This window comes from Streptomyces sp. 378, assembly GCF_030124145.1.
Taxonomy (GTDB): Bacteria; Actinomycetota; Actinomycetes; order Streptomycetales; family Streptomycetaceae; genus Streptomyces.
Map to the genome: position 1 here is coordinate 22,411 of NZ_JASKMS010000046.1, position 22,451 is coordinate 44,861.

The 22,451-nt window shown below is 71.3% G+C and carries 17 protein-coding genes; 11 read left to right on the forward strand and 6 right to left on the reverse strand.

The annotated features are described in order from the left end of the window. Positions 1-587: 587 nt before the first annotated feature. Positions 588-1,670, reverse strand: coding sequence for a mannose-1-phosphate guanylyltransferase (gene manB, locus QNO09_RS36965; RefSeq protein WP_283974615.1), 1,083 nt, complete (start codon positions 1,668-1,670; stop codon positions 588-590). A gap of 135 nt (positions 1,671-1,805) precedes the next feature. Then, positions 1,806-3,278, reverse strand: coding sequence for a peptidoglycan recognition protein family protein (locus QNO09_RS36970; protein ID WP_283974616.1), 1,473 nt, complete (start codon positions 3,276-3,278; stop codon positions 1,806-1,808). Positions 3,279-3,427: 149 nt separating this feature from the next. Here QNO09_RS36970 and QNO09_RS36975 point away from each other — a divergent pair, with 149 nt between their 5' ends. From QNO09_RS36975 to QNO09_RS36995, 5 genes are all read left to right on the forward strand, one after another. Continuing rightward, positions 3,428-4,198, forward strand: coding sequence for a TIGR03089 family protein (locus QNO09_RS36975; protein ID WP_283974617.1), 771 nt, complete (start codon positions 3,428-3,430; stop codon positions 4,196-4,198). 539 nt (positions 4,199-4,737) lie between these two features. Beyond that, positions 4,738-5,952, forward strand: a complete 1,215-nt coding sequence (locus QNO09_RS36980; RefSeq protein WP_283974618.1) for an LCP family protein — start codon at positions 4,738-4,740, stop codon at positions 5,950-5,952. A 241-nt stretch (positions 5,953-6,193) separates the two neighbouring features. Further along, positions 6,194-7,936: an LCP family protein gene (locus QNO09_RS36985; protein WP_283974619.1), complete on the forward strand. Its 1,743-nt coding sequence runs from the start codon at positions 6,194-6,196 to the stop codon at positions 7,934-7,936. Between the two features lie 232 nt (positions 7,937-8,168). Beyond that, on the forward strand, positions 8,169-9,923 hold the full coding sequence (locus QNO09_RS36990; protein WP_283974620.1) for an LCP family protein: 1,755 nt from the start codon (positions 8,169-8,171) through the stop codon (positions 9,921-9,923). A 227-nt stretch (positions 9,924-10,150) separates the two neighbouring features. After that, positions 10,151-11,803 carry an LCP family protein gene (locus tag QNO09_RS36995; RefSeq protein WP_283974621.1) on the forward strand — a complete coding sequence of 551 codons (1,653 nt, stop codon included), beginning with the start codon at positions 10,151-10,153 and terminating at the stop codon, positions 11,801-11,803. A 98-nt stretch (positions 11,804-11,901) separates the two neighbouring features. On the opposite strand, the gene QNO09_RS37000 is transcribed toward QNO09_RS36995, so the two are convergent. Next, positions 11,902-12,939, reverse strand: coding sequence for a glycosyltransferase family 2 protein (locus tag QNO09_RS37000; protein ID WP_283974622.1), 1,038 nt, complete (start codon positions 12,937-12,939; stop codon positions 11,902-11,904). A 127-nt stretch (positions 12,940-13,066) separates the two neighbouring features. Between QNO09_RS37000 and QNO09_RS37005 the strand changes: the two genes are divergently transcribed. Beyond that, positions 13,067-14,548, forward strand: coding sequence for an LCP family protein (locus QNO09_RS37005; protein WP_451524364.1), 1,482 nt, complete (start codon positions 13,067-13,069; stop codon positions 14,546-14,548). A gap of 7 nt (positions 14,549-14,555) precedes the next feature. On the opposite strand, the gene QNO09_RS37010 is transcribed toward QNO09_RS37005, so the two are convergent. Continuing rightward, positions 14,556-15,113: an acyl-CoA thioesterase gene (locus QNO09_RS37010; RefSeq protein ID WP_283974624.1), complete on the reverse strand. Its 558-nt coding sequence runs from the start codon at positions 15,111-15,113 to the stop codon at positions 14,556-14,558. Between the two features lie 119 nt (positions 15,114-15,232). Here QNO09_RS37010 and QNO09_RS37015 point away from each other — a divergent pair, with 119 nt between their 5' ends. Further along, positions 15,233-16,525: an LCP family protein gene (locus QNO09_RS37015; RefSeq protein WP_283974625.1), complete on the forward strand. Its 1,293-nt coding sequence runs from the start codon at positions 15,233-15,235 to the stop codon at positions 16,523-16,525. A 282-nt stretch (positions 16,526-16,807) separates the two neighbouring features. Next, a complete protein-coding gene (locus QNO09_RS37020; RefSeq protein WP_283974626.1) occupies positions 16,808-18,013 on the forward strand; it encodes a phospholipase D-like domain-containing protein in 1,206 nt (401 codons plus the stop codon). Between the two features lie 40 nt (positions 18,014-18,053). On the opposite strand, the gene QNO09_RS37025 is transcribed toward QNO09_RS37020, so the two are convergent. Next, the gene (locus QNO09_RS37025) at positions 18,054-19,211 is read right to left on the reverse strand and encodes an acyl-CoA dehydrogenase (protein WP_283974627.1); all 1,158 of its coding nucleotides are present in this window, start codon (positions 19,209-19,211) and stop codon (positions 18,054-18,056) included. A gap of 188 nt (positions 19,212-19,399) precedes the next feature. Here QNO09_RS37025 and QNO09_RS37030 point away from each other — a divergent pair, with 188 nt between their 5' ends. Next, on the forward strand, positions 19,400-20,743 hold the full coding sequence (locus QNO09_RS37030) for a UDP-glucose dehydrogenase family protein (RefSeq protein ID WP_283974628.1): 1,344 nt from the start codon (positions 19,400-19,402) through the stop codon (positions 20,741-20,743). Positions 20,744-20,876: 133 nt separating this feature from the next. On the opposite strand, the gene QNO09_RS37035 is transcribed toward QNO09_RS37030, so the two are convergent. Beyond that, entirely contained in the window at positions 20,877-21,395 is a 519-nt protein-coding gene (locus tag QNO09_RS37035) for a CGNR zinc finger domain-containing protein (RefSeq protein ID WP_283974629.1), read from the reverse strand. Positions 21,396-21,510: 115 nt separating this feature from the next. Here QNO09_RS37035 and QNO09_RS37040 point away from each other — a divergent pair, with 115 nt between their 5' ends. After that, positions 21,511-21,882 (forward strand): VOC family protein, encoded by a 372-nt coding sequence (locus QNO09_RS37040; protein ID WP_283974630.1) that lies wholly within the window; start codon positions 21,511-21,513, stop codon positions 21,880-21,882. 14 nt (positions 21,883-21,896) lie between these two features. Continuing rightward, positions 21,897-22,289: a VOC family protein gene (locus tag QNO09_RS37045; protein ID WP_283974631.1), complete on the forward strand. Its 393-nt coding sequence runs from the start codon at positions 21,897-21,899 to the stop codon at positions 22,287-22,289. The last annotated feature ends 162 nt before the right edge of the window (positions 22,290-22,451 follow it).

Genomic DNA, 22,451 nt, shown 5'->3' on the forward strand with positions numbered 1-22,451 from the left:
CTCCAATACTCGGCGCCAGTGCTGAACCGTCGGCGGTCGAGACGCTCGGCGCCGACCGGGGGGCACATGCGGTGGGCCTCCAATACTCGGCCCCAGTGCTGAACCGTCGGCGGTCGAGACGCTCGGCGCCGACCGGGGGGCACATGCGGTGGGCCTCCAATACTCGGCCCCAGTGCTGAACCGTCGGCGGTCGAGACGCTCGGCGCCGACCGGGGGGCACATGCGGTGGGCCTCCAATACTCGGCCCCAGTGCTGAACCGTCGGCGGTCGAGACGCTCGGCGCCGACCGGGGGGCACATGCGGTGGGCCTCGGACGCTCGGCCCCAGTGCTGAACCGTCGGGGGTCGAGACGCTCGACGTCGACCGGGGGGCACATGCGGTGGGCCTCGAATACTCGGCGGCGGGGTGCTGGACTGTCGGCGGTCGAGGCCCTGACGTCGGCCGGAGGGCGGGTGGGTGCGCACCTCGGCGCGACCAGGTGCCGCTGCGCCCACCCTCCCCCGAGCTCTCGGCTTCCCTGAGCAGGGGCCCCATCGGCCCTGGCGGCACGCATGCCCCCCGGCTGAGTGCGGCGGCCCCTGCGTGTCCTACTGGTCCGAGGAGAAGCGGACCGCTCCTGCCGGGATGCGGGCGTCGCACCATATGCGGGCGCCCTCCAGGAGTTCGTTGTCGGCGCCGATCACCGCGCCGTCGCCGATGACCGTGCCCGTGAGGACCGAGCGTTGGCCGACGCGGGCCCGGGTGCCGATCAGGGAGTCGGTGATGACCGCGCCCGGCTCGATGACCGCGCCCGGGAGGATCGTGCTGCCGAAAACCCGCGCGCCCTCCGCGACGAAGGCCCCCTCGCCCACCACCGTGCCGCCCGACAGCTTGGCGTCGGAGGCCACTTGGGCCGTGGGCAGGACGAGGCGGTCGCCGCAGCGGCCCGGGACGGCGGGCGACGGGGCCCGGCCGAGGACCAGGTCCGCCGAGCCCCGCACGAAGGCCGCCGGGGTGCCCAGGTCGAGCCAGTACGTCGAGTCCACCATGCCCTGGAGGTGCGCGCCGGCCGACAGGAGACCGGGGAAGGTCTCCCGCTCCACCGACACCGGCCTGCCCAGCGGGATCGAGTCGATGACCGAGCGGCGGAAGACGTACGCCCCCGCGTTGATCTGGTCGGTGACGATCTCCTCGGGGGCCTGCGGCTTCTCCAGGAACGCCAGCACCCTGCCCGTGTCGTCGGTGGGGACCAGGCCGTAGGCGCGCGGGTCCGTGACCTTGGTGAGGTGCAGGGAGACGTCCGCGCCGGTCGTCTCGTGGGTGTCGACGAGGGCCCGGATGTCCAGGCCCGTCAGGATGTCGCCGTTGAAGATCAGGACCGGGTCGTCGGGGCCGGAGTGCAGCCGGGAGGCCACGTTGCGGATGGCGCCGCCGGTGCCGAGCGGCTCCTCCTCCGTGACGTACTCCAGGTGGAGTCCCAGCGCGGAGCCGTCACCGAAGTACGGCTCGAAGACCTCGGCCAGATAGGACGTGGCCAGGACGATGTGCTCGACGCCCGCGGCTCTCGCTCTGGCCAGCTGGTGCGTGAGGAAGGGCACCCCGGCCGCCGGAACCATGGGCTTGGGTGTGTGCACCGTGAGCGGGCGCAGCCGGGTGCCCTTGCCGCCGACCAGGAGGATCGCTTCTGTCACGTGTCGTCTCTGCTTCCTGCCGGGACCGGCCGAACTGTCTTTCGGCCGGTCAGTGTATGCAGACCGTTCCGTGGCGCCTTCGTTGGCCGTGCGGCATTCCGCCCCCCTGTCCCCCGTCGGTGGTGAGACGTGTGGTCAGCGACCCTGGTAGCGGGCCGCCTTGGAGCGGGCCGAGCCGAGCTTTCCGTAGAGCTTGCGTCCCGGGCACTCGGTGATGAAGCCGTCCCGGTGCCCCGAGATCACGTTCAGCCGTACCTTCCTGCCCTTGGGGTGGAGATTGCTGCCGGCCGACTTCAGGGAGGTCTTTCCCTTCGGGTTGACCCGGTACAGCCCCAGCTTCCACGCGGTCAGCCGGGCGACGGCCTTGACCGCGGCCTTCGACGGCTTGGTGGCGCCGTAGGACCCGAGGACGGCGATCCCCATGCTGTTGCTGTTGAAACCAAGCGTGTGCGCGCCGAGGACCGGCCTCGCCACGCCCCCGGCGCGGCCCTCGTAGATCTTTCCGCACTTGTCGATGAGGAAGTTGTAGCCGACGTCGCGCCAGCCCATGCTCCGGACGTGGTAGCGGTAGATACTGCGGATGAGTGAGGGAACCTGCGAGCAGCGGTAGTTGTTGCCGCTGGCCGTGTGGTGCACGAAGGCCGCCTTGACCTTCTTCGTGTACCGGAAGCCGCTCTGGCGCAAGCCCTCGTCCGCGCCCCAGCCGCGCCGCGTGACGATACCCGGGCGCGGTCCGATGTACGGCTTCGCCCGCCGCTGCTGCCCGGTCGGCTCGCCGGCCTCGAGGGCGAGGGACTCCTGCTCGGTCTCGGTGCGGTTCAGTGCCGCGATCTCGGTGGCGTCGAGGGGGGCGAGGTCGGCGTTGACGGCGGCGGCGTCGGTGAACGCGGAGGCCTCGGCGTTCAGGACGCCGAGGCGGGGGCCGTCCGCGACGGCGCCGCGGGACGGGTCCTCGTCCTCGCCGGGGTCGACGAGTTCGAGGCGCAGGCCGGACGGCAGCGGGGGTGCGGCGTGCGGGTGGCGGGCGCCCGCGGTGTGCCCGGCGGAGTCGGTCGCCGTGCCGTCGGACTCGGAGCGGACCCGGATTTCGACGCCGTCGGAGTCGCCCACCCACAGGGGGGCCGTGGCACCGCGGACCCGTCCCGAGGCTCTCTCGGGGGTGTCCGGGTCGGCGGCGTGGTCGGCGTTGTGGGTCTCCACGTCCTGCCAGCCCGACCAGGTGCCGGTACCGGCGGCGCGGGTGCGGACCTGGACGCAGCCGTGCAGTTCGGCGTCGGGGTCGTCCCAGACGACGCCGACGAGGGAGAAGTGGCGTACGGCACGGCGGGTCAGGCCCTGTTCGGCGGCGGGGGCGGGGGGCGTGGCGCGGTCGCGGGTGAGGGGTTCGAGGGGGAGGGACTGGGTGCTGCCGGCGGCGTACGGTCCGGCCGCGCGCCGGTCGGCCGGGGTCGTGGCCGGGGTGCCCGCGCGGGGCGCGGGTCTCACCGTCGTGGCGGCTTCCGCGGCCGACACCGGTCTCGCCGTCGCCGCGAGGGCGGGAGGGGTGAGGGGAAGGGCCAGGGCGGCCGCACAGGTGACACCGATCGAGGAAGCAAGGAATCCACGCATGTCCCTGATCTTGGGCTTAGTCATATAAATCTGTCCATTTGGGATGTGACAGGTCGTCGGCCGGGTTCGGCCGAACCGGTGGCGGATTCGCGGCGGGGCGGCGGGCGGGCCGTTGGGCGGGGGCGGGTGCGCCGCGTACGCTTGCGCGGGTGAACGCCACCGATCGCACCCCCGCCGACCTGCTGGGTTCCGCGCTCGCCGCGGATCCGGGACGCCCCCTGGTGACCTTCTACGACGACGCCACGGGCGAACGCGTCGAACTGTCCGTGGCCACCTTCGCCAATTGGGTGGCCAAGACCTCGAACCTCCTCCAGGACGAGTTGTCCGTCGAGCCCGGGGACCGGGTCGCGCTGCTGCTGCCCGCGCACTGGCAGACGGCGGTGTGGCTGCTGGCGTGCGCGTCCGTGGGAGTCGTCGCGGACATGTCCGGGGACGCCCGCGCCGCGGACGTCGTGGTGAGCGGGCCGGACCGGCTGGAGGAGGCGCGGGCCTGCCCCGGGGCGCGGATCGCCATGGCCCTGCGGCCGCTCGGGGGGCGGTTCCCGCAGGCCCCGGAGGGCTTCGCGGACTACGCGGTGGAGGTGCCGGGGCAGGGGGACCGGTTCGTGCCGTACGCGCCCGTGGATCCGGAGGGGCCCGCGCTGATCGTGGCCGGGCGGGAGTTCAGCGGGGCCGAGGTGGTCGAGCGCGCCCGGGCCGAGGCGACCGCGCTGGGGCTGACCGGACCCGGGTCGCGGATCCTGTCGGGCCTGCCCTACGACACGTGGGAGGGGCTGAACGCCGGACTGTACGGGCCGTTGGCCACCGGCGGTTCCGTGGTGCTGTGCCGGCATCTGGAGCAGGCCGGGGACGGGGTGCTGGACAAGCGGGTGGACAGCGAGCGGGTCACGACCATCGCCCGCGGCACACCCCTCCACTAGGGCTGTCCGCGAAGTCCCGACTGCCCCGCGGCGCCCGGCACGCTCCCCGTAGCCCGGGGCCCGGCGGCGCCGTCCACGCTGCGAGCAGGCGGTGCGCCCACCGGCCGCATCGGGCGAACACCCGAGTACGGACCCGTACGCAGACGCCCGCCCGGCACCCCGAGAACACACCCACCCGGCCACGACCCGCACGCAAACGCCCGCCCGGCACCCCGAGAACACACCCACCCGGCCACGACCCGCACGCAGACGCCCGCCCGGCACCCCGAGAACACACCCACCCGGCCACGACCCGCACGTAGACGCCCGCCCGGCACCCCGAGAACACGCTCCTCCCCCAATCTCCCGACTCCGCTCGGGCAGGGGATCCCCAGGGTGCCGCAGGGCCCGGCCTCCGGGCGGACGACGCGACGTCGCGGACACCCTGGCCCTCTCCCCCGTCCGGCCCATCCCCACCCCTCCCCCGCCCTGCATCCGCGCCATGGTCGTAGGAGCGGTGCGCGCGGGGCGTTCCTACGTCAGGAGGGGTGGTTGCTGCCGTGGGCTACAGGGTCGGTCGGGGCTCGGGGGCATCCGTCGACGGGCGGGGGCTGCTGCGGCGGCGCCGACGGCGGTGGGTGCGCGTCACGGCGTTCGGGGTCACGGCTCTCCTCGTGGCGGCGGGCGGCGTCGGCTGGGCCGTGTACGCGAAGCTCAGCGGGAACATCACACCCGACGAGGCGGCCGCCGCCGAACTCCGGCGCTACGACCAGGAGCGGCCCACCTCGCTGGTCAAGGACGCCCGGAACATCCTGCTGATCGGGTCGGACTCGCGCGAGGGGAGCGACAACGCCCGTTACGGGCGGGACTCCGGCACCGAGCGGTCCGACACCACGATCCTGCTGCACCTGTCCGCGGGGCGGAGCAGCGCCACCGCCGTCTCCCTGCCCCGGGATCTGATGGTGGACCTGCCGGGCTGCCGGCGCCCGGACGGGTCCCGCAGCGCGCCGCGGTTCGCCATGTTCAACCAGGCCTTCCAGCTGGGCGGTTCGGCCTGCACCATCCGCACCGTGGAGAAGCTGACCGACATCCGCGTCGACCATCACGTCGTCGTCGACTTCCACGGCTTCAAGAAGATGGTCGACGCGGTCGACGGCGTCGAGGTGTGCCTGCGGGAGCCGATCGACGACCGGGCCGCCAAGCTGCGGCTGCCCGCCGGGCGCGTGACGCTGAACGGCGAGCAGGCCCTCGGCTACGTCCGCGCCCGCAAGTCCCTCGGCGACGGCAGCGACACCGAGCGGATGGAACGGCAGCAACGATTCCTCGGGGCGCTCGTCAACAAGGTGCGCAGCAATGACGTCCTGCTGAATCCGGCGAAGCTGTATCCCGTGCTGGACGCCGCCACCTCGTCCCTGACCACCGACCCGGATCTGGCGAGCCTGCGCGGTTTGTACGAACTCGTGCGCGGTCTGCGAGACATCCCCATGGAACAAGTGCAATTCCTCACCGTTCCCCGGGAGTCGTACGCGTACGACGCCAATCGTGACCAACTCGCCGAGCCCGCGGCGGACCGGCTGTTCGAGCGGCTGCGCACGGACACACCGGTGGTCGTCGAGGGGAACGGCCCAGGACGTCACGCCCCGGCGAGGGCAGCCGATTCGCGTGCCGGGTCGTACGGGGATTCACATCCGGGCCCTTTCCGCGCGCCCGCCGTCACCGTTTCTCCTCCACCGACGTTTCGGGGGAACACGGCAGCCGAGGACACCTGCGAGTAAAGCGGGCACCAAGGCCACTCCAAGGCCACGAACTCTTCACCTAGGAAATGGGCGAATTGCCCAGGTGTAGGAACGTGGAATGGGTCACCGTCGTCGCTCGGCACCGAAAGGGACGGTTAGTGTGAGCGATCCCGGTGCGCCCGGCTCTGAGGGACGATCCTGAGGTCGCGCACTGTGTGACCGAGACCCGAGCGCCTTGGAGGGGAAGGCGCCGCGTGCCCCGACGGAGGAAAAGGCAACCGTGGACGCGCAAGGCCGTGGGCGGGCGGACGACATCGACCCCGCAGACCAGTGGGTACTCAACCCGGACACCGGCGAATACGAACTGCGACTGGCCCCTTCCGCAGCGCAGTCGGGCGTTCCGGCGCCGCGCAGGCCGCGGTCCTCCGACGCGGGCCCGCGGGCGCGCCGCCGTACGGAGACACCCGGCCGGCCACGGCCCGAGACGCCCGGGCGCGCGGTGCCGCCGCCGCGCAGACGGCGCGGAGCGCCGGAGGAGCCGCTGCCGGGACGGCGCGGACGGCGCCCGGTGAAGAAGGCCTCGAAGGGCAGGAAGGTCCTGCTGTGGACCGGCGGCACGCTGGCGTTCGCGCTGGTCGCCGGTGCGGGCGCCGGGTACTTCTACATCGAGCACCTGAACGGCAACATCGCCTCCGTCTCCGACGACGGCGCGAGCACCGGGGGCTTCCAGAAGGACAAGGCGATCAACATCCTGCTGATCGGCACCGACAAGCGCACCGGCAAGGGCAACGACAAGTACGGCGACGCGGGCAGTGTCGGGCACGCCGACACCACGATCCTGCTGCACGTCTCCAAGGACCGTTCGAACGCGACCGCGCTGAGCATCCCGCGCGACCTGATCGTCGACGTGCCGGACTGCCCGACGACGCAGGAGGACGGCACGCAGAAGGTCATCCCCGGCACCCAGCGGGTCCGCTTCAACACGAGCCTCGGCCAGGACGGCCGCACGCCGAGCTGCACGATGCGGACCGTGACCGAGCTGACCGGGGTCAAGCCGGACAACTTCATGGTCGCGGACTTCAACGCGGTCAAGACCCTGACCAGCGCGGTCGGCGGGGTCGAGGTCTGTGTGGGCAAGGACATCGACGACCCGGACTCGCACCTGAAGCTGTCCAAGGGCACCCACACCATCGAGGGCGAGCAGGCGCTGGCGTTCGTGCGGACCCGGCACGCCGTCGGCTTCGGCGGTGACCTGAGCCGGATCGGGCTGCAGCAGCAGTTCCTGAGCGCGCTGATGCGCAAGCTGAAGTCCAACGACACCCTCACCAGCCCCCAGAAGATGCTCGACCTGGCGGAGGCGGGCACCAAGGCGCTGACCGTCGACTCGCAGCTGGACAGCATCGGCAAGCTGAAGGACCTCGGTCTGGAGCTGGGCAAGCTCGACACCGCCAACCTGACGTTCACCACCGTTCCGGTCGTCGACAACCCGGTCGAGACGGTGAAGTCCACGGTCGTGCTCAACGAGTCGACGGCCCCGCAGGTCTTCGAGATGATCAGGAACGACGTCTCCTTCACCGCCGTCAAGGAGCGGAAGAAGAAGGAGGCCGCCGCGGTCGCCGCCCGGCTGAAGGGCACCAAGGCCCCGGCCTCCGAGGTGCGGGTGCGGATCCTCAACGGCGGTGCCGTCGCCGGCAGCGCCCAGGAGACGCTGAGCTGGCTGCAGAACGAGGAGGGCGTCACCAAGTCGGAGAACGCCGGCAACGCGCCCGCCTCGCTGGCGAAGACCACGCTCGAGTACGCACCCGACCAGGCCGCACAGGCCCGCCGCCTCGCGGACATCATGGGACTGTCCGGATCGGCGATGAAGCCCGGCGAGAGCGTGACCAACTCCCAGGGACTGCCCGCCCTGACACTGACCCTCGGCAAGGACTTCGAGGGTGCGGGCGTTCCCCTCACGGCGCCCACAAAGGCACCGGAGGGGGTGCAGAAGTCCACCGCCGACAAGGTGGAGTGCGCCAAGTGACCGCGAATTCCTCCCCGTTCACCGAACCTCCCCCAAACAAATGGGCCGAATTGCCCAGTTGTGAGAACGTGGAATTCATCACCCGCGTCGCTTGACGGCGAAGTGTGCGGATAGTGTGTGCGATCCAGTGCTCTCACCCATGAGGTCCGTCCTGGGGCGTGCACTGCTCGACCAGCACCGTGCGCCTTCCGGGGGAGGGCGCCGCGTGGCCCGACGGAGGAATCAGGCAACCGTGGACGCGCAAAGCCGTGGGCGGGCGGACGACATCGACCCCGCAGACCAGTGGGTACTCAACCCGGACACCGGCGAATACGAACTGCGACTGGCCCCTTCCGCAGCGCAGTCGCCCGTCCCCGGCCCGCGCGGTTCCGGTGGCCGGGGCAGGACCGGAACAGGCGGCGCCGCACGGGCCCGCCAGACTTCCCCCGCCCGGCGCCCCGAGGGGGCCGCGCCCGCCGGTGAGACCGCCTCCCCGCGCAGACGCGCCAACGCTCCGGCCGAGTCGGCCGCGGGGCGTCGCGGACGCCGTCCGGTGCCGAAGAAGGCGAAGGGCAAGAAGGTCCTGACGTGGACCGGCGGCTCGCTGGCCTTCGTCCTGGTCGGGGTGAGCGCGGCCGCCTACCTCTACTACGAGCACCTCAACAACAACATCACGTCCGTCTCCGACGACGGCGCGGGCACCGGTGGGTTCAGCAAGGACCGCGCGATCAACATCCTGCTGATCGGCACCGACAAGCGCACCGGCAAGGGCAACGAGGGCTACGGCGACAAGAACAGCTCCGGGCACGCGGACACCACGCTCGTACTGCACGTCTCCAAAGACCGTACGAACGCCACGGTGCTGAGCATCCCGCGCGACCTGATCACCGACATCCCGGACTGCCCGACGACGCAGGAGGACGGCTCGGAGAAGATCATCCCGGGCAGTCAGCGCACCCGCTTCAACAACAGCCTCGGGCAGGAGGACCGGACGCCGAGCTGCACCATGCGCACGGTCACCGAGCTCACCGGGCTGAAGATGGACCACTTCATGGTGGCCGACTTCAACGCGGTCAAGACGCTGACCAGCGCGGTGGGCGGGGTCGACGTCTGTCTGGCCAAGGACATCAAGGACAAGGACTCCAAGCTCGACCTGCCCAAGGGCGAGCACACCATCGAGGGCGAGGACGCCCTGGCCTTCGTCCGCACCCGGCACTCCGTGGGCTTCGGTGGCGACCTGAGCCGCATCGAGCTGCAACAGCAGTTCCTGGGCTCACTGATGCGCAAGCTGAAGTCCAACGACACCCTCACCAGCCCCTCGAAGATGATCAAACTGGCGGAGGCGGGCACCCAGGCGCTGACCGTCGACTCCCAGATCAGCACGATCAAGAAGCTGGCCGATCTCGGGGCGGAACTGGGCAAGTTCGACACGAAGAACCTCACCTTCGCGACCGTGCCCGTCGTCGACAACCCCTCGGAGGCGGTCAAGGCGACGGTGGTCCTGAAGCAGCCGCAGGCCCAGCAACTGTTCGCGATGGTCCGGGACGACGTGTCGCTGACCGAGGTGAAGCAGGGGAAGAAGAAGGAGAAGGCCGCCGAGGCCGCCCGGCTCAAGGGCCCCAAGGCGGAGGCCTCGGAGGTCCGGGTGCGCATCCTCAACGGCGGTGCCGTCGCGGGCAGCGCCCAGGAGACGCTGAGCTGGCTGCAGGTCCAGGAGGGCGTCACCAAGTCCGAGAACGCGGGCAACGCGGAGCGGCCGCTGGCGAAGACGACGCTGGAGTACGCGCCCGACCAAGCGGACCAGGCGCGCCGACTCGCCGAGATCATGGGTCTGTCCGGGGCCGCGCTGAAACCGGGCAGGAGCGTGACCAACTCCCAGGGGGCCCCCGCGATGACGCTGACCCTGGGCAAGGACTACAAGGGGGCGGGGGTGCCCCTCACCACTCCGGCGAAGGTGCCGGACGACGTGCAGAAGGCCACGGCCGACAAGGTCGAGTGCGCGAAGTGACCTGATCGTCCCTTCCTGCGTCTCACAGGTGGACGGAGCATGCCCGGACGAATCGGCCGGGTGTACATCCGACCGGGCATGTCAGTGGTCCAACCAGCAACGGAGACGACCGTGCTCCGGCGGAGCACCGGGGAAACCCGTGGTCCGGACGGAGACGGGTCGCCCGTGATCCGAACACGACACGGGGCGGACCCGTGGGTCGGCCGTAGGGGTGGGGAGGCAGGGGTATGGCGCAGAGTGACGTGCGCGGAGGCAGCACGCGGCACGATTCGGGCGGCCTGGCCCAGGACGAGCGTCCGGGAGCGGAGGCGCCCGCCGGCGGCGGCGAGGGGGGCGGCCACGGCCGACGGCGCGGCCGACGCCGGACACTGCGCTGGTCCGCGCTCGTGCTGTCGGTGCTGATACTCGGGACGGCCGGCGCCGGATACCTCTACTACCGCCATCTCAACGGCAACATCGACAAGGGCAAACGCAACAGCGGCGAAACCGACGTCGAGAAGACCGAACCCAACGCGGCCGGCCAGACCCCGCTCAACATCCTGCTGATCGGTTCCGACAGCCGGAACTCTGCGGAGAACGTCAAGCTAGGCGGCGGCAGGGACAACGTCGGCAGCAAGCCCCTGGCGGATGTGCAGATGCTCCTGCACGTCTCGGCGGACCGCGAGAGCGCGTCCGTGGTGAGCATCCCGCGCGACACCCGGGTGGACATCCCCAAGTGCGTCGACCCCGACACCGGGGACACCTACCCGGCCAAGAACACGATCATCAACGAGACGCTCCAGCGCGGCGGTCCTGGCTGCACCCTCGCCACCTGGCAGAACCTGACCGGTGTGTACATCGACCACTGGATGATGGTCGACTTCGCCGGGGTGGTGGACATGGCGGACGCCATCGGCGGTGTCCCGGTCTGCGTCAACCAGAACGTGTGGGACCGGCCGCTGTCCGGTCAGCGCGGCGGTTCCGGACTGAAGCTGAAGGCCGGCGAGCACAAGGTGCAGGGCAAGCAGGCGCTGCAGTGGCTGCGCACCCGCCACGCCTGGGGCAGTGACCCGCTGCGCGCCAAGGCACAGCACATGTACATGAACGCGATGATCCGGACGCTGAAGGAGCAGAACGTCTTCACCGACACCGGCCGGCTCATGGGCCTGGCCGAGGCGGGCACGAAGGCGCTGAAGGTGTCCGAGGAGATCGGCACGGTCAAGGAGCTGTACGACCTGGGCATGCAGCTGAAGTCGGTCCCGACGAACCGCGTCACGATGACGACGATGCCGTGGATCGAGGACCCCCTGAACCGCAACCACCTCGTGCCCAAGCCGGAGGACGCCGACACGATGTGGGCGATGCTCCGCGACGACGTCTCCTTCGACAAGGAGGGCAAAGCGCGGGCGGCAGCGACCTCGGGTCCGTCCCCGGCCTCGGATCCGTCCTCGGCGTCGGTGACGGCCACGGGTCCGGCCGCCGCGCCGGCCGCGGGGCTGTCGGTCTCCGTCGTCAACGGGACGGCGAGCGACGAGCAGGCCGCCGTTGCGCAACGCGCCGCCGCGATCGTGGCCGTGCTGCGGCAGCAGGGCTTCACCCGGGCCGTCGCCTCGGGCCGGCCGGAACCACACGCCCGGACGCAGGTGACGTACCCGAAGAGCACCGGGGAGCAGGGCCGGGCCAACGCGCTGTCGGTGGCGAAGGCGGTCGGCGTCCCGAGCAGTCAGGTGCGGGCCACGGACGACGTCACCACCACCCTGACCATCGGCGGCGACTGGCGGGAGGGGACGGCCTACCCGAAGCAGAAGGCTCCCGAGGCGGGTGATCTGCCCGAGTCCGCGGACGCGCTGACCGCCGACAAGCAGGAGTGCATGGACGTGTACCCGCCCTACCGGTGGTGACCGAGGGCACGGCATGAGAACGGGGCCCGCCGTCCGGAAGGACAGCGAGCCCCGTTCCGCATCCGTGGGCGTCGCAGCGCCTCGCCCGTCGGGTCGGGTCAGCTCGCGGCGGCGTCCGCGCGCACCGCGGGGCGCCGGGAGGCGATGACCTTCTTCGCCAGCGCCCGCGGGCTGGTCAGGAAGCCCCAGCCCCACGACATGTGCATCGTGGCCAGCGCCACCGGGATCCGCAGCCGCGCCTTCAGCGGCAGGCCCTTGCCCGCCGGGACCGAGCCGAGCAGGATCGCCGCGAGATAGCCGCCGGGCACCACGAAGCCCCACGGCGTCAGCAGGGCACCCACCAGCAGGCCGGCCGCGATCGCGCACACGGCGGTCGGCGGGGCGAGGTAGCGCAGGTTGATCGAGCCCTCGTGGTAGCGGGCGACCACGTGCCGCCAGCGCCCGTAGTCCTTGTACTGCTTGGCGAGCGCCTTCACGCTCGGCCGCGGCCGGTAGGACACCTTCAGTTCGGGCGAGAACCAGATCAGCCCGCCGGCCTCACGGATGCGGAAGTTGAGCTCCCAGTCCTGGGCGCGGATGAACTCCACGTTGTAGCCGCCCTGCTGCTCCAGCGCCTCGCGCCGGAACACCCCGAGGTACACGGTCTCGGCCGGGCCCGCCTGACCGCCGGTGTGGAAGGCGGCGTTGCCGACCCCGATCTTCGAGGTCATCGCGGCGGCGACCGCGTGCTCCCAGTCGTTCTCGCCCTCGGCGTGCATGATGCCGCCGACGTTCTGCGCGCCGGTCTCCTCCAGGAGCCGGACGGCGGTCGCGATGTAGTTCGGCGAGAGCATGCCGTGGCCGTCGACGCGGACGACGATCGGGTGCCGGGAGGCGTTGATCGCCGCGTTCAGCGCCGCGGGCGTACGGCCGGTGGGGTTGGGGACGGTGTGCACGCGCGGGTCTTCGGCCACGAGCTCGGCGGCGATCTCGTCCGTGCGGTCCGTGGACGGACCGAGGGCGATCACGACCTCCATCTCGCCGGCGTACTCCTGCGCGAGGATCGCTTGGACTGCTCCCCGCAGATGCCGCTCCTCGTTGAGGACGGGCATGATCACGGAAACGGCGGGGAGCCGCACGTCGGGATTGGCGTTCATAGGGGCCTCACGTTACCGCGAACGGGGGACACCGGTGCGCGCCGCAGGGGCGGTGGCGCGGACCGCAGATCGTATCGGCCTACGGTTTCACGGATCCCACGTACGGCCGTCGTCCGGAGGTGTCCCCATGCCCACGCCGCCGCGGTCCCCTCGGTCCACCGCCGCACCCCGGCGCCGCCCGCAGCCCCCCTCTCCCCGCCGCGCTCCGCGCCGCCCCGGCCCGGTCCGGCGCACACCGCGCTGGGGCATGCGGGCGGTCACCACCCTGTCCGTGGTGGTCCTCGCCTCCGCCGGTGTCGGGCACGCGGTGATGACCAGCCTGGACGCCGACATCGCCCGGGTCGATCCCTTCAAGGACATGAAGAACCGGCCGCAGGCGGGCCACGGCATGAACGTTCTGCTGGTCGGCACCGACGGCCGGGAGAAGATCAGCAAGGAGGAGCGCCACAAGTACCGGCTGGGCGGCGCCCCCTGCCACTGCACCGACACGATCATGATCGTGCACATCTCCGAGGACCGGGAACGGGCGAGCGTGGTGAGCCTGCCGCGCGACTCCTACGCGATGACGCCCGCGCACACCGACCGGACGAGCGGCAAGAGGCACCAGGGGCACCCCGTCAAGCTGAACGCGGCGTACGCCGAGGGCGGGCCGCAGCTGACCGTGCGCACGGTGGAGGACATGACGAAGGTGAAGATCGACCACTACCTGGAGGTCGACTTCACCAGCTTCATGAGGACGGTCGACGTGGTGGGGGGTGTGCAGATCTGCACCACGGAGCCGCTGAAGGACAGCTACACCGGCCTGGACCTGCCGGCCGGCCGGCACACGCTCGCGGGCGGGCAGGCGCTCCAGTTCGTCCGCGCCCGCCATGTCGACGGGGCCTCCGACCTGGGCCGCATGAAACGGCAGCAGCGCTTCATGGCGGCACTCGTGGACCGGCTCACCTCGTCCGGGATCCTCCTCAACCCGATGAAGTTCCGGGACGTGACGCGGGCGGTCCTCGGCTCGGTACGGGCCGACAAGGGCTTCGGCACCGACGAGATGCTGGACCTGGGCCGGGCCATGCGGAACTTCTCGCCCTCCTCCTCGGAGTTCACGACCGTCCCGATCGGGCGGATGGGGTACGCCGTGAAGGGCGTCGGGTCGACGCTGAAGTGGGACCCGGTGAAGTCGGAGCGCCTCTTCCAGGCCCTGCGCCAGGACCAGCCGCTGTCCGTGCACCGGCCGCACGGCGCGGCCCTGATCGTCCCGGTCGCCCCGCAGCAGATCCGCGTCCAGGTGGAGAACGGCACCCGCACCGCCGGCCTGGGCCGCCGGGTGGACGCGGCCCTGGCCTCGACCGGCTTCCGCACGACCAAGGCCCCGGTGAACTCCGCCGCCCGCGACGTCAGGCGCACGGTCGTCACCCACGACCCTCGCTGGGACCGTTCCGCCAAGTCCCTCGCGGCGGCTCTGCCGGGCAGTGAGCTGCGGGCGGTCAAGGGCCTGGGCCCGACCCTGAAGGTGATCGCCGGAGCGGACTTCGAACGTGTGCGGAAGGTGCGGGCCGAGGACCCGGGCCAGGGCGAGTTCGGGGTGGTGCGGGGCGACGAGGTGGCGTGCTCGTAGGCGCGTGTCAGTCCTCGAAGCCCTCTGCCGCCCGCTTCTCCCGCAGGTCCAGGATCGCGCGGCGGCGGGCCAGGCGGTGGGTGCGCCGGATCTGGGCCTCCTGGTAGCGGCGCTTGTCGCGTTCGGTCTCCGGGAGGACCGGCGGGACCCGGCGGGGCTTGCCGTCGGCGTCGACGGCGGCGAAGACGAGGTAGGCGGAGCCGACCTGCGTGGGCGGGGCGGACTCGTTCCAGCGTTCGGCCAGGACCCGGACGCCGACCTCCATCGAGGTGCGGCCCGTCCAGTTGACCTGTGCCTTGACGTGCACGAGGTCACCGACGCGGACCGGCTCCAGGAACGCCATCTCGTCCATGGAGGCGGTGACGGCCGGCCCGCCGGAGTGCCGCCCGGCCACGGCCCCCGCCGCGTCGTCGACCAGCTTCATGATCACCCCGCCGTGCACCGTCCCCAGAAGGTTCGTGTCGTTGTGGGTCATGATGTGGCTGAGGGTGGTGCGGGACGCCGAAGTCGGCTTGCCCGGGATTTCCGGACTGCCGGAATCCGCAGCTGGGGCCTGGTCTGTCATGGCCCCCACCCTATGCCGAGGCGGCATGAGGGGGATTTGTGTCAGCTTCGCCACAGCCGTGCTCTGATTTTCCGACGACTCTTGTATGGCCCACCACGCGGACCTGCACACTGGGCCGCATGAATGATTGGCCCGAGGGGTTTTCCGGCGACAACCGCGGCAGCCGGTACGGACGCGGCAGCTCGAGCGCGCGGCCCGAGAGCGCCCGTGTCATGCGGCAGGTCCGCCGCGGTCCGGCGGCATCGCCCGGGCAGGCGCCGTACGGCGGCGGAGTACCGCAGCAGCCGTCCTACGTCGACGGCGGTGGCCACGGCCCCGGTGACGGCTACGACAGCGGCTACAACACCGGCCAGGTCTACGGCTCCTCGGGCGGCCGAGGCCCCGGTGGTCCGGGCGGTCCGGGCGTCGGCGTGTACGAGCCGCGCCCCGCGCCGAACTGGCGCCGCCGCATCAAGGTGACGGCCATCACGGTGGTGACGCTGTTGGTCGTGACGAGCGTCGGCACGTACTTCTGGGCCGACTCCAAGCTCAACCGCGACGTCGACCTGTCGATGGTCATCGACCGTCCGGAGGCGGGCGAGGGCACGAACTACCTGATCGTCGGTTCCGACAGCCGCAAGGGCATGACGGCCGAGGAGAAGAAGAAGCTGCACACCGGGTCCGCCGAGGGCAAGCGCACGGACTCGATGATGATCCTGCACACCGGCGGCGGCGCCCCGACACTGATCTCGCTGCCGCGCGACTCGAACGTCACGATCCCGTCCTTCAAGGGCTCCGACTCCGGCAAGTTCTACGCGGCCACGGGTCGGCAGACGAAGCTGAACGCGGCCTACTCCGAGGACGGCCCGGAGTTGCTGGTGCGCACGGTGGAGGCCAACACGGGCCTGCGCATCGACCACTACGTGGAGATCGGCTTCGCCGGCTTCGCGAGCATCGTGGACGCGGTCGGCGGCGTCGAGATGGACATCCCGCAGGACATCAAGGACACCAAGTCCGGTGCCGACCTGAAGAAGGGCAAGCAGACCCTCGACGGCGAGCAGGCCCTCGCCTTCGTCCGCACCCGTTACGCCCTCCAGGGCTCCGACCTGGACCGCACGAAGAACCAGCAGAAGTTCCTCTCGGCTCTCGCCAACCAGGTCGCCACCCCGGGCACCGTCCTGAACCCGTTCAAGCTGTACCCGACCATGGGCGCGGGCCTGGACTCCCTGGTGGTCGACAAGGACATGGGCCTGTTCGACCTGGCGTCCATGTTCTGGGCGATGAAGGGCGTCAGCGGCGGCGACGGCAAGTCGATGAACATGCCGATCGCGGGCAACGCCCCCAACGGCAACCTCCAGTGGAACACCGCGAAGGTGAAGACGCTGGTGAGCCAGCTGAAGAACGACGAGCCGGTCACCGTCTCGGGCAACTGAGCGAGCGGGCGGGCACGGCGAGGGGGGCACCCGGGCGGGTGCCCCCCTCGCCGTGCGGCGGTCCTCACATCGAGGCGGCCGACATGGAGCGGCACATCTCGGCCGCATGAGCACCCCGGGACGGACCCGCCCGTGTGCGGCCCGTCCTCTCCTGTGAGGCACGACTCACCGGGGTCTGCGTGAATCCTCCGGCAGCGGCAAAACGAGAGTGCAGGCACGCCGGAGGCCCGGCGTCGCCGGGCCGGGGGCGGCGAGCGAACCGTGCAGGGGGGAGACCCACACATGACGCAGCAGACGTACGACGAACGGCGGGTGCCGGAGACGAGAGGGCCGGAGGGGCAGAAGCAGCGACTGCGCAGACGGCTGGAGCGGCTGATCGGCGTCGCCGCGACCGAGGGCAACGAACTCGTGCCGCTGCGCAACGGCGACGAGATCTTCCCCGCGATGCTGGCCGCCATACGCGCCGCGGAGCACACCGTCGACATGATGACGTTCGTGTACTGGCGGGGTGAGGTCGCCCACGAGTTCGCCGACGCCCTGGCCGAGCGGGCCCGCGCGGGGGTCCGGGTGCGGCTGCTGCTGGACGGCTTCGGGGCCAAGGAGATAGAGCCCGGCCTGCTGGACGCGATGGACGAGGCCGGTGTCCAGGTGGCCTGGTTCCGCAGGCCCACGCGTCTGTCGCCCCTGCGGCAGAACCACCGCTGCCACCGCAAGGTGCTGCTCACCGACGAGCACACGGCCTTCACCGGGGGCGTGGGCATCGCGCAGGAGTGGTGCGGCGCCGCCCGGAATCCGGACGAGTGGCGCGACACCCATGTACAGGTCCGCGGGCCCGCCGTGGACGGCATCGCCGCGGCCTTCGCCCAGAACTGGGCCGAGTGCCACGACGACCTCTACGACGACCACGACCGCTTCACCGCCCAGGAGCAGCCGGGCCGGGCCACGGTCCAGGTCGTGCGGGGGTCGGCCGCCTTCGGCTGGCAGGACATGCAGACGGTGCTGCGGGTCCTGATCACCTCGGCGCAGGAGCGCCTGCGGGTGGCCACCGCCTACTTCGCCCCCGACACCTACTTCGTCGACCTCCTGGCCGCAGCGGCGCGCCGCGGGGTCCGGGTCGAGATCCTGCTGCCCGGCCCGTACACCGACCAGCGGGCGTGTCTGCTGGCCGGGCGGCAGCACTACCAGACGCTCGTCGACGCGGGTGTGGACGTGCGGGAGTACCAGCCGACCATGCTCCACACGAAGATCATCACGGTCGACGGGGTGTGCTCCCTGATCGGCTCCACGAACTTCAACCGCCGCTCCATGGAGCACGACGAGGAGGTCGTGCTGGCCGTCCTCGACGAGGACTTCACCGCGGGCCTGGACGCCGACTTCGACGCCGACCGGGAGCGCAGCGAGCCGATCGACGCCACCCGCTGGAAGCGGCGCCCCCTGTCCCAGCGCCTCGCCGAAGCCGCGGTCACCCCGATCCGCCGCTTCCTGTGAGAGCGCCGGGGGCCGGAGCTTCCCGGCCCCCGGAGCGCGGCTACGGCAGATTGCGCGCCATGACGATGCGCTGGACCTGGTTCGTGCCTTCGTATATCTGCGTGATCTTGGCGTCGCGCATCATCCGCTCCACCGGGTAGTCCCGCGTGTAGCCGTAGCCGCCGAGGAGCTGGACCGCGTCCGTGGTGACCTCCATCGCCACGTCCGAGGCGAAGCACTTGGCCGCGGCGCCCAGGTAGGTGAGGTCGGCGTCGACGCGCTGGGAGGCGGCGGCGGCCTGGTAGGTCAGGGCGCGGGCGGCCGAGATCTTCATGGCCATGTCGGCGAGCATGAACTGGATGCCCTGGAAGTCGGCGATCGGCTTGCCGAACTGCTTGCGCTCCTGGACGTAGCCCTTGGCGTAGTCGAGGGCGCCCTGGGCGATGCCGAGGGCCTGGGCGGCGATGGTGATGCGGGTGTGGTCGAGGGTCTTCATCGCCGTGGCGAAGCCGGTGCCCTCCTCGCCGATCATGCGGTCGGCGGGGATGCGGACGTTGTCGAGGTAGACCTCGCGGGTCGGGGAGCCCTTGATGCCGAGCTTCTTCTCGGGGGCGCCGAAGGAGACGCCCTCGTCGGACTTCTCGACGACGAAGGCCGAGATGCCCTTGGAGCGCTTGGCCGGGTCGGTGACGGCCATCACCGTGTAGTACTCGGACTCGCCGGCGTTGGTGATCCAGCGCTTCACGCCGTTGAGGACGTAGTGGTCGCCGTCGCGGACGGCCTTCGTCTTCATGCCGGCGGCGTCGGAACCGGCGTCGGGCTCGGAGAGGCAGTACGAGAACATGCCGTCGCCCTTGGCGAGCGGGGTCATGTACCGCTTCTTCAGGTCCTCGGAGCCGGAGAGGATCACCGGCAGGGAGCCCAGCTTGTTCACGGCCGGGATGAGGGAGGAGGAGGCGCACACGCGGGCGACCTCTTCGATCACGATGACGGTGGCCAGCGCGTCCGCGCCGGAGCCGCCGTACTCCTCGGGTACGTGCACCGCGTGCAGGTCGTTCGCCACCAGCGCGTCGAGGGCCTCGCGCGGGAAGCGGGCCTCCTCGTCCACCGCGGCGGCGTGCGGCGCGATCTTCGCCTCGGCCAGCGAGCGGACGGCGTCACGGAGCATGTCGTGCTCCTCGGACGGGCGGTACAGGTCGAAGTCAGCCGATCCGGCCAAGGTCTCTCACGCTCCAAAACGCTGCCATGGTGACGCTAACTACCGTTAAGTAATCAAAAGTTTATGGGGTCGCCCACCGGAGTGATACGTGAGCTAGGCGACAGCGGAGAAGTTGCCCGGTGAAGCGCGCGACCATGCCCCGGATATGCTCGGGCGCGCACCACATGCCGCAGACCTCTGGAGCACCCATGGCCCTGAAGATCACCGTGATCGGCACCGGTTATCTCGGCGCGACACACGCGGCGGCCATGGCCGAGCTGGGCTTCGAGGTGCTCGCCCTGGACGTCGTGCGCGAGAAGATCGAGAAGCTGGAGCGCGCCGAGGCCCCGATGTACGAGCCTGGGCTGGAGGAGCTGCTGCGCAAGCACGTCGCCGGTATCGAGGGCTCCAGCGGCCGGCTGCGCTTCACCCAGGACTGGGCGGAGATCGGCGCGTTCGGCGATGTGCACTTCGTCTGCGTGAACACCCCGCAGCGGCACGGCGAGTACGCCTGCGACATGAGCTACGTCGACTCCGCGATCGCCTCGCTCGCCCCGCATCTGCACGGCCCGGCGCTGGTCGTCGGCAAGTCGACCGTGCCGGTCGGCTCGGCGGACCGCCTCGCCGCCTACCTGACCGCGCACGCGCCCGCCGGACAGGACGCCGAACTCGCGTGGAACCCGGAGTTCCTGCGTGAGGGCTTCGCCGTCGACGACACGCTGCACCCCGACCGGCTCGTGGTGGGTGTGCGCAGCGAGCGCGCGGAGAAGCTGCTGCGGGAGGTGTACGCCACGCCGATCGCCGAGGGCTCGCCGTTCGTGGTCACGGACTTCCCGACCTCCGAGCTGGTGAAGACCTCCGCGAACTCCTTCCTGGCCACGAAGATCTCGTTCATCAACGCGATGGCGGAGGTGTGCGAGGCCGCGGGTGGTGACGTGGCCAAGCTGGCGGAGGCCATCGGGTACGACGACCGGATCGGGCGGAAGTTCCTGCGGGCCGGGATCGGCTTCGGCGGCGGGTGTCTGCCGAAGGACATCCGGGCGTTCATGGCGCGCGCCGGTGAGCTGGGCGCGGACCAGGCGCTGACGTTCCTGCGGGAGATCGACTCGATCAACATGCGCCAGCGCGGGCAGATGGTGGAGCTGGCCCGGCAGGCGCTGGGCGGCGGGCCGTTCCTGGGCAAGCGGGTGGCGGTGCTGGGCGCGACCTTCAAGCCCGACTCGGACGACGTACGCGACTCCCCCGCGCTCAACGTGGCCGGGCAGATCCACCTCCAGGGCGGCCAGGTCACGGTCTACGACCCGAAGGGCATGGACAACGCCCGCGGTGTCTTCCCGACGCTCGGCTACGCCGACTCGGCGCTGGACGCCGTGCGCGGGGCCGACATCGTGCTGCACCTGACGGAGTGGCGGGAGTTCCGCGAGCTGGACGAGGAGGCCCTCGGCGAGGTCGCGGCGGCGCGGGTCATCCTGGACGGCCGCAACGCCCTCGACCCGGAGCGCTGGCGCAAGGCCGGCTGGACGTACCGGGCGATGGGGCGCCCGAAGGCCTGATCGCGAGGCGGAGACGCGGACGCGCACACAGGTGACGCCGGTTCGGCCGAGGCTCAGTCGGCCGAACCGGCGTCTTCGTGCATTCTGCACCACCCGGCCGTGAGGCGGGGCGGCAACGGGGTTCAGGGCGGCCCTACGCGTCCTTGGCGACGTCCTTGGCCCGGTAGCGGCGCATCTTCGCGCGGGCTCCGCAGACCTGCATGGAACACCAGCGGCCGCGGCCGGCCGGGCTGCGGTCGTAGTAGGCCCAGTGGCAGTCGGCGGCCTCGCACGCCTTGAGGCGGGTCCAGGTGCCGGCGACCAGGGCCTCGGCGACGGCGGCGGCCACGCGCGCGAGCAGGGAGCGGTCGTCGGCGGGGGTCAGGGCGGCCGAACCGTCCGCCGCGTCGACCGTGACGAGCAGCGGGGCTTCGGCCAGGAGGTCGCCGAGGGGGGTGACCTCCCGGTGGGGCGGATGGCCGGCGTGGGCGAGCAGGGTCGCGCGCAGCGACTCGCGCAGGGTGCGGGCCCGGTCCGTCTCGTCCGGGGTGATGCCGAGGCGCGCCCGGCCCTCGGGCGTGTCCAGCGCGTCGGCGCCGGACTCGATGTCCAGCGTGTTCACCAGGGCCTCGACCAGGGTCAGGCCGCCGGGCGCGGGCGATCTCTCCGTCATGGCTGGACCGTACCTCTCGCGATTCCCCTTGCAAGGTTACCGCCTATGGGGGAGCATGCAGTAACGGTTACCGGTTGCCCGCCTATGCGGGTAACGGCCACTCGAGGAGGAAGTCATGGCTCTCGCCAAACTGGGTGTCGTCGTCCTGGACTGTCCCGACCCGCGCGCCCTGGCCGGTTTCTACGCCGAGGTGCTCGGCGGCACGCCGACGGTGGAGACCGACGGGGAGGACGAGTGGGTCGACCTGAAGGTGCCGGGCGGCACACCACTGGCCTTCCAGGCCGCTCCCGGGTTCGTGCCACCGCGGTGGCCGTCCCCCGACCACTCGCAGCAGTTCCACCTCGACCTGGTGGTGGACGACCTGGACGCGGCCGAGAAGGGCGTGCTGGCCCTCGGCGCGAAGCCGCTGGACGCCGAGGACCGGGAGCGGACCTTCCGCGTTTACGCCGACCCGGCCGGGCACCCGTTCTGTCTCTGCGCCTGCTGACGTCTGGAGGCCCCATGTCCGCCGTGGCACGTTTCCGTTCCGTGGTCCTCGACTGCCCCGACCCCCGCGAGCTGGCCCGCTTCTACGCACAGGTCGGCGGCGGTACGCCGGCGGGCGACGACCCCGACTGGGTGGTGCTGCGCGTCCCCGACGGGCCCCGGCTCGCCTTCCAGCGCTCCCCCGGCTACACCGCCCCGGAGTGGCCGCGGGCCGACCGCAACGCCCAGCAGTTCCACCTCGACTTCGACGCCGGGTCGACCTGGGAAGAGATCGACGCGGCCGAGGAGCGGGTGCTGGCCCTGGGCGCGCGGGTGCTGGACAAGGAGGACGACGAGAAGAAGGACTTCCGCGTCTACGCCGACCCGGTGGGGCATCCGTTCTGCCTGTGCCGGATCGAGCAGGCCTGATCCGGCCGGGCGGGCGGGGCCGCCAGGCCCTGTCGTTCGGACCATCCCGGCGCCGAGGGGCCTAGGCCGCTTCTGATGGCTCTCCGCGGCGTCGCGACGCCCGGCACGCTCCCCCGTTCTCGGCTTCGCTCGAACGGGAGGGGCCCCCACCGCCGCACCGCG

Coding starts and splice junctions, on each gene's coding strand:
- QNO09_RS37030 (WP_283974628.1), top strand. CDS start 19,400: ATGGCCCTGAAGATCACCGTGATCGGCACCGGTTATCTCGGCGCGACA.
- QNO09_RS37010 (WP_283974624.1), bottom strand. CDS start 15,113: ATGACAGACCAGGCCCCAGCTGCGGATTCCGGCAGTCCGGAAATCCCG.
- QNO09_RS37015 (WP_283974625.1), top strand. CDS start 15,233: ATGAATGATTGGCCCGAGGGGTTTTCCGGCGACAACCGCGGCAGCCGG.
- QNO09_RS36970 (WP_283974616.1), bottom strand. CDS start 3,278: ATGCGTGGATTCCTTGCTTCCTCGATCGGTGTCACCTGTGCGGCCGCC.
- QNO09_RS37020 (WP_283974626.1), top strand. CDS start 16,808: ATGACGCAGCAGACGTACGACGAACGGCGGGTGCCGGAGACGAGAGGG.
- QNO09_RS37000 (WP_283974622.1), bottom strand. CDS start 12,939: ATGAACGCCAATCCCGACGTGCGGCTCCCCGCCGTTTCCGTGATCATG.
- QNO09_RS36995 (WP_283974621.1), top strand. CDS start 10,151: ATGGCGCAGAGTGACGTGCGCGGAGGCAGCACGCGGCACGATTCGGGC.
- QNO09_RS37045 (WP_283974631.1), top strand. CDS start 21,897: ATGTCCGCCGTGGCACGTTTCCGTTCCGTGGTCCTCGACTGCCCCGAC.
- QNO09_RS37035 (WP_283974629.1), bottom strand. CDS start 21,395: ATGACGGAGAGATCGCCCGCGCCCGGCGGCCTGACCCTGGTCGAGGCC.
- QNO09_RS37040 (WP_283974630.1), top strand. CDS start 21,511: ATGGCTCTCGCCAAACTGGGTGTCGTCGTCCTGGACTGTCCCGACCCG.
- QNO09_RS37005 (WP_451524364.1), top strand. CDS start 13,067: ATGCCCACGCCGCCGCGGTCCCCTCGGTCCACCGCCGCACCCCGGCGC.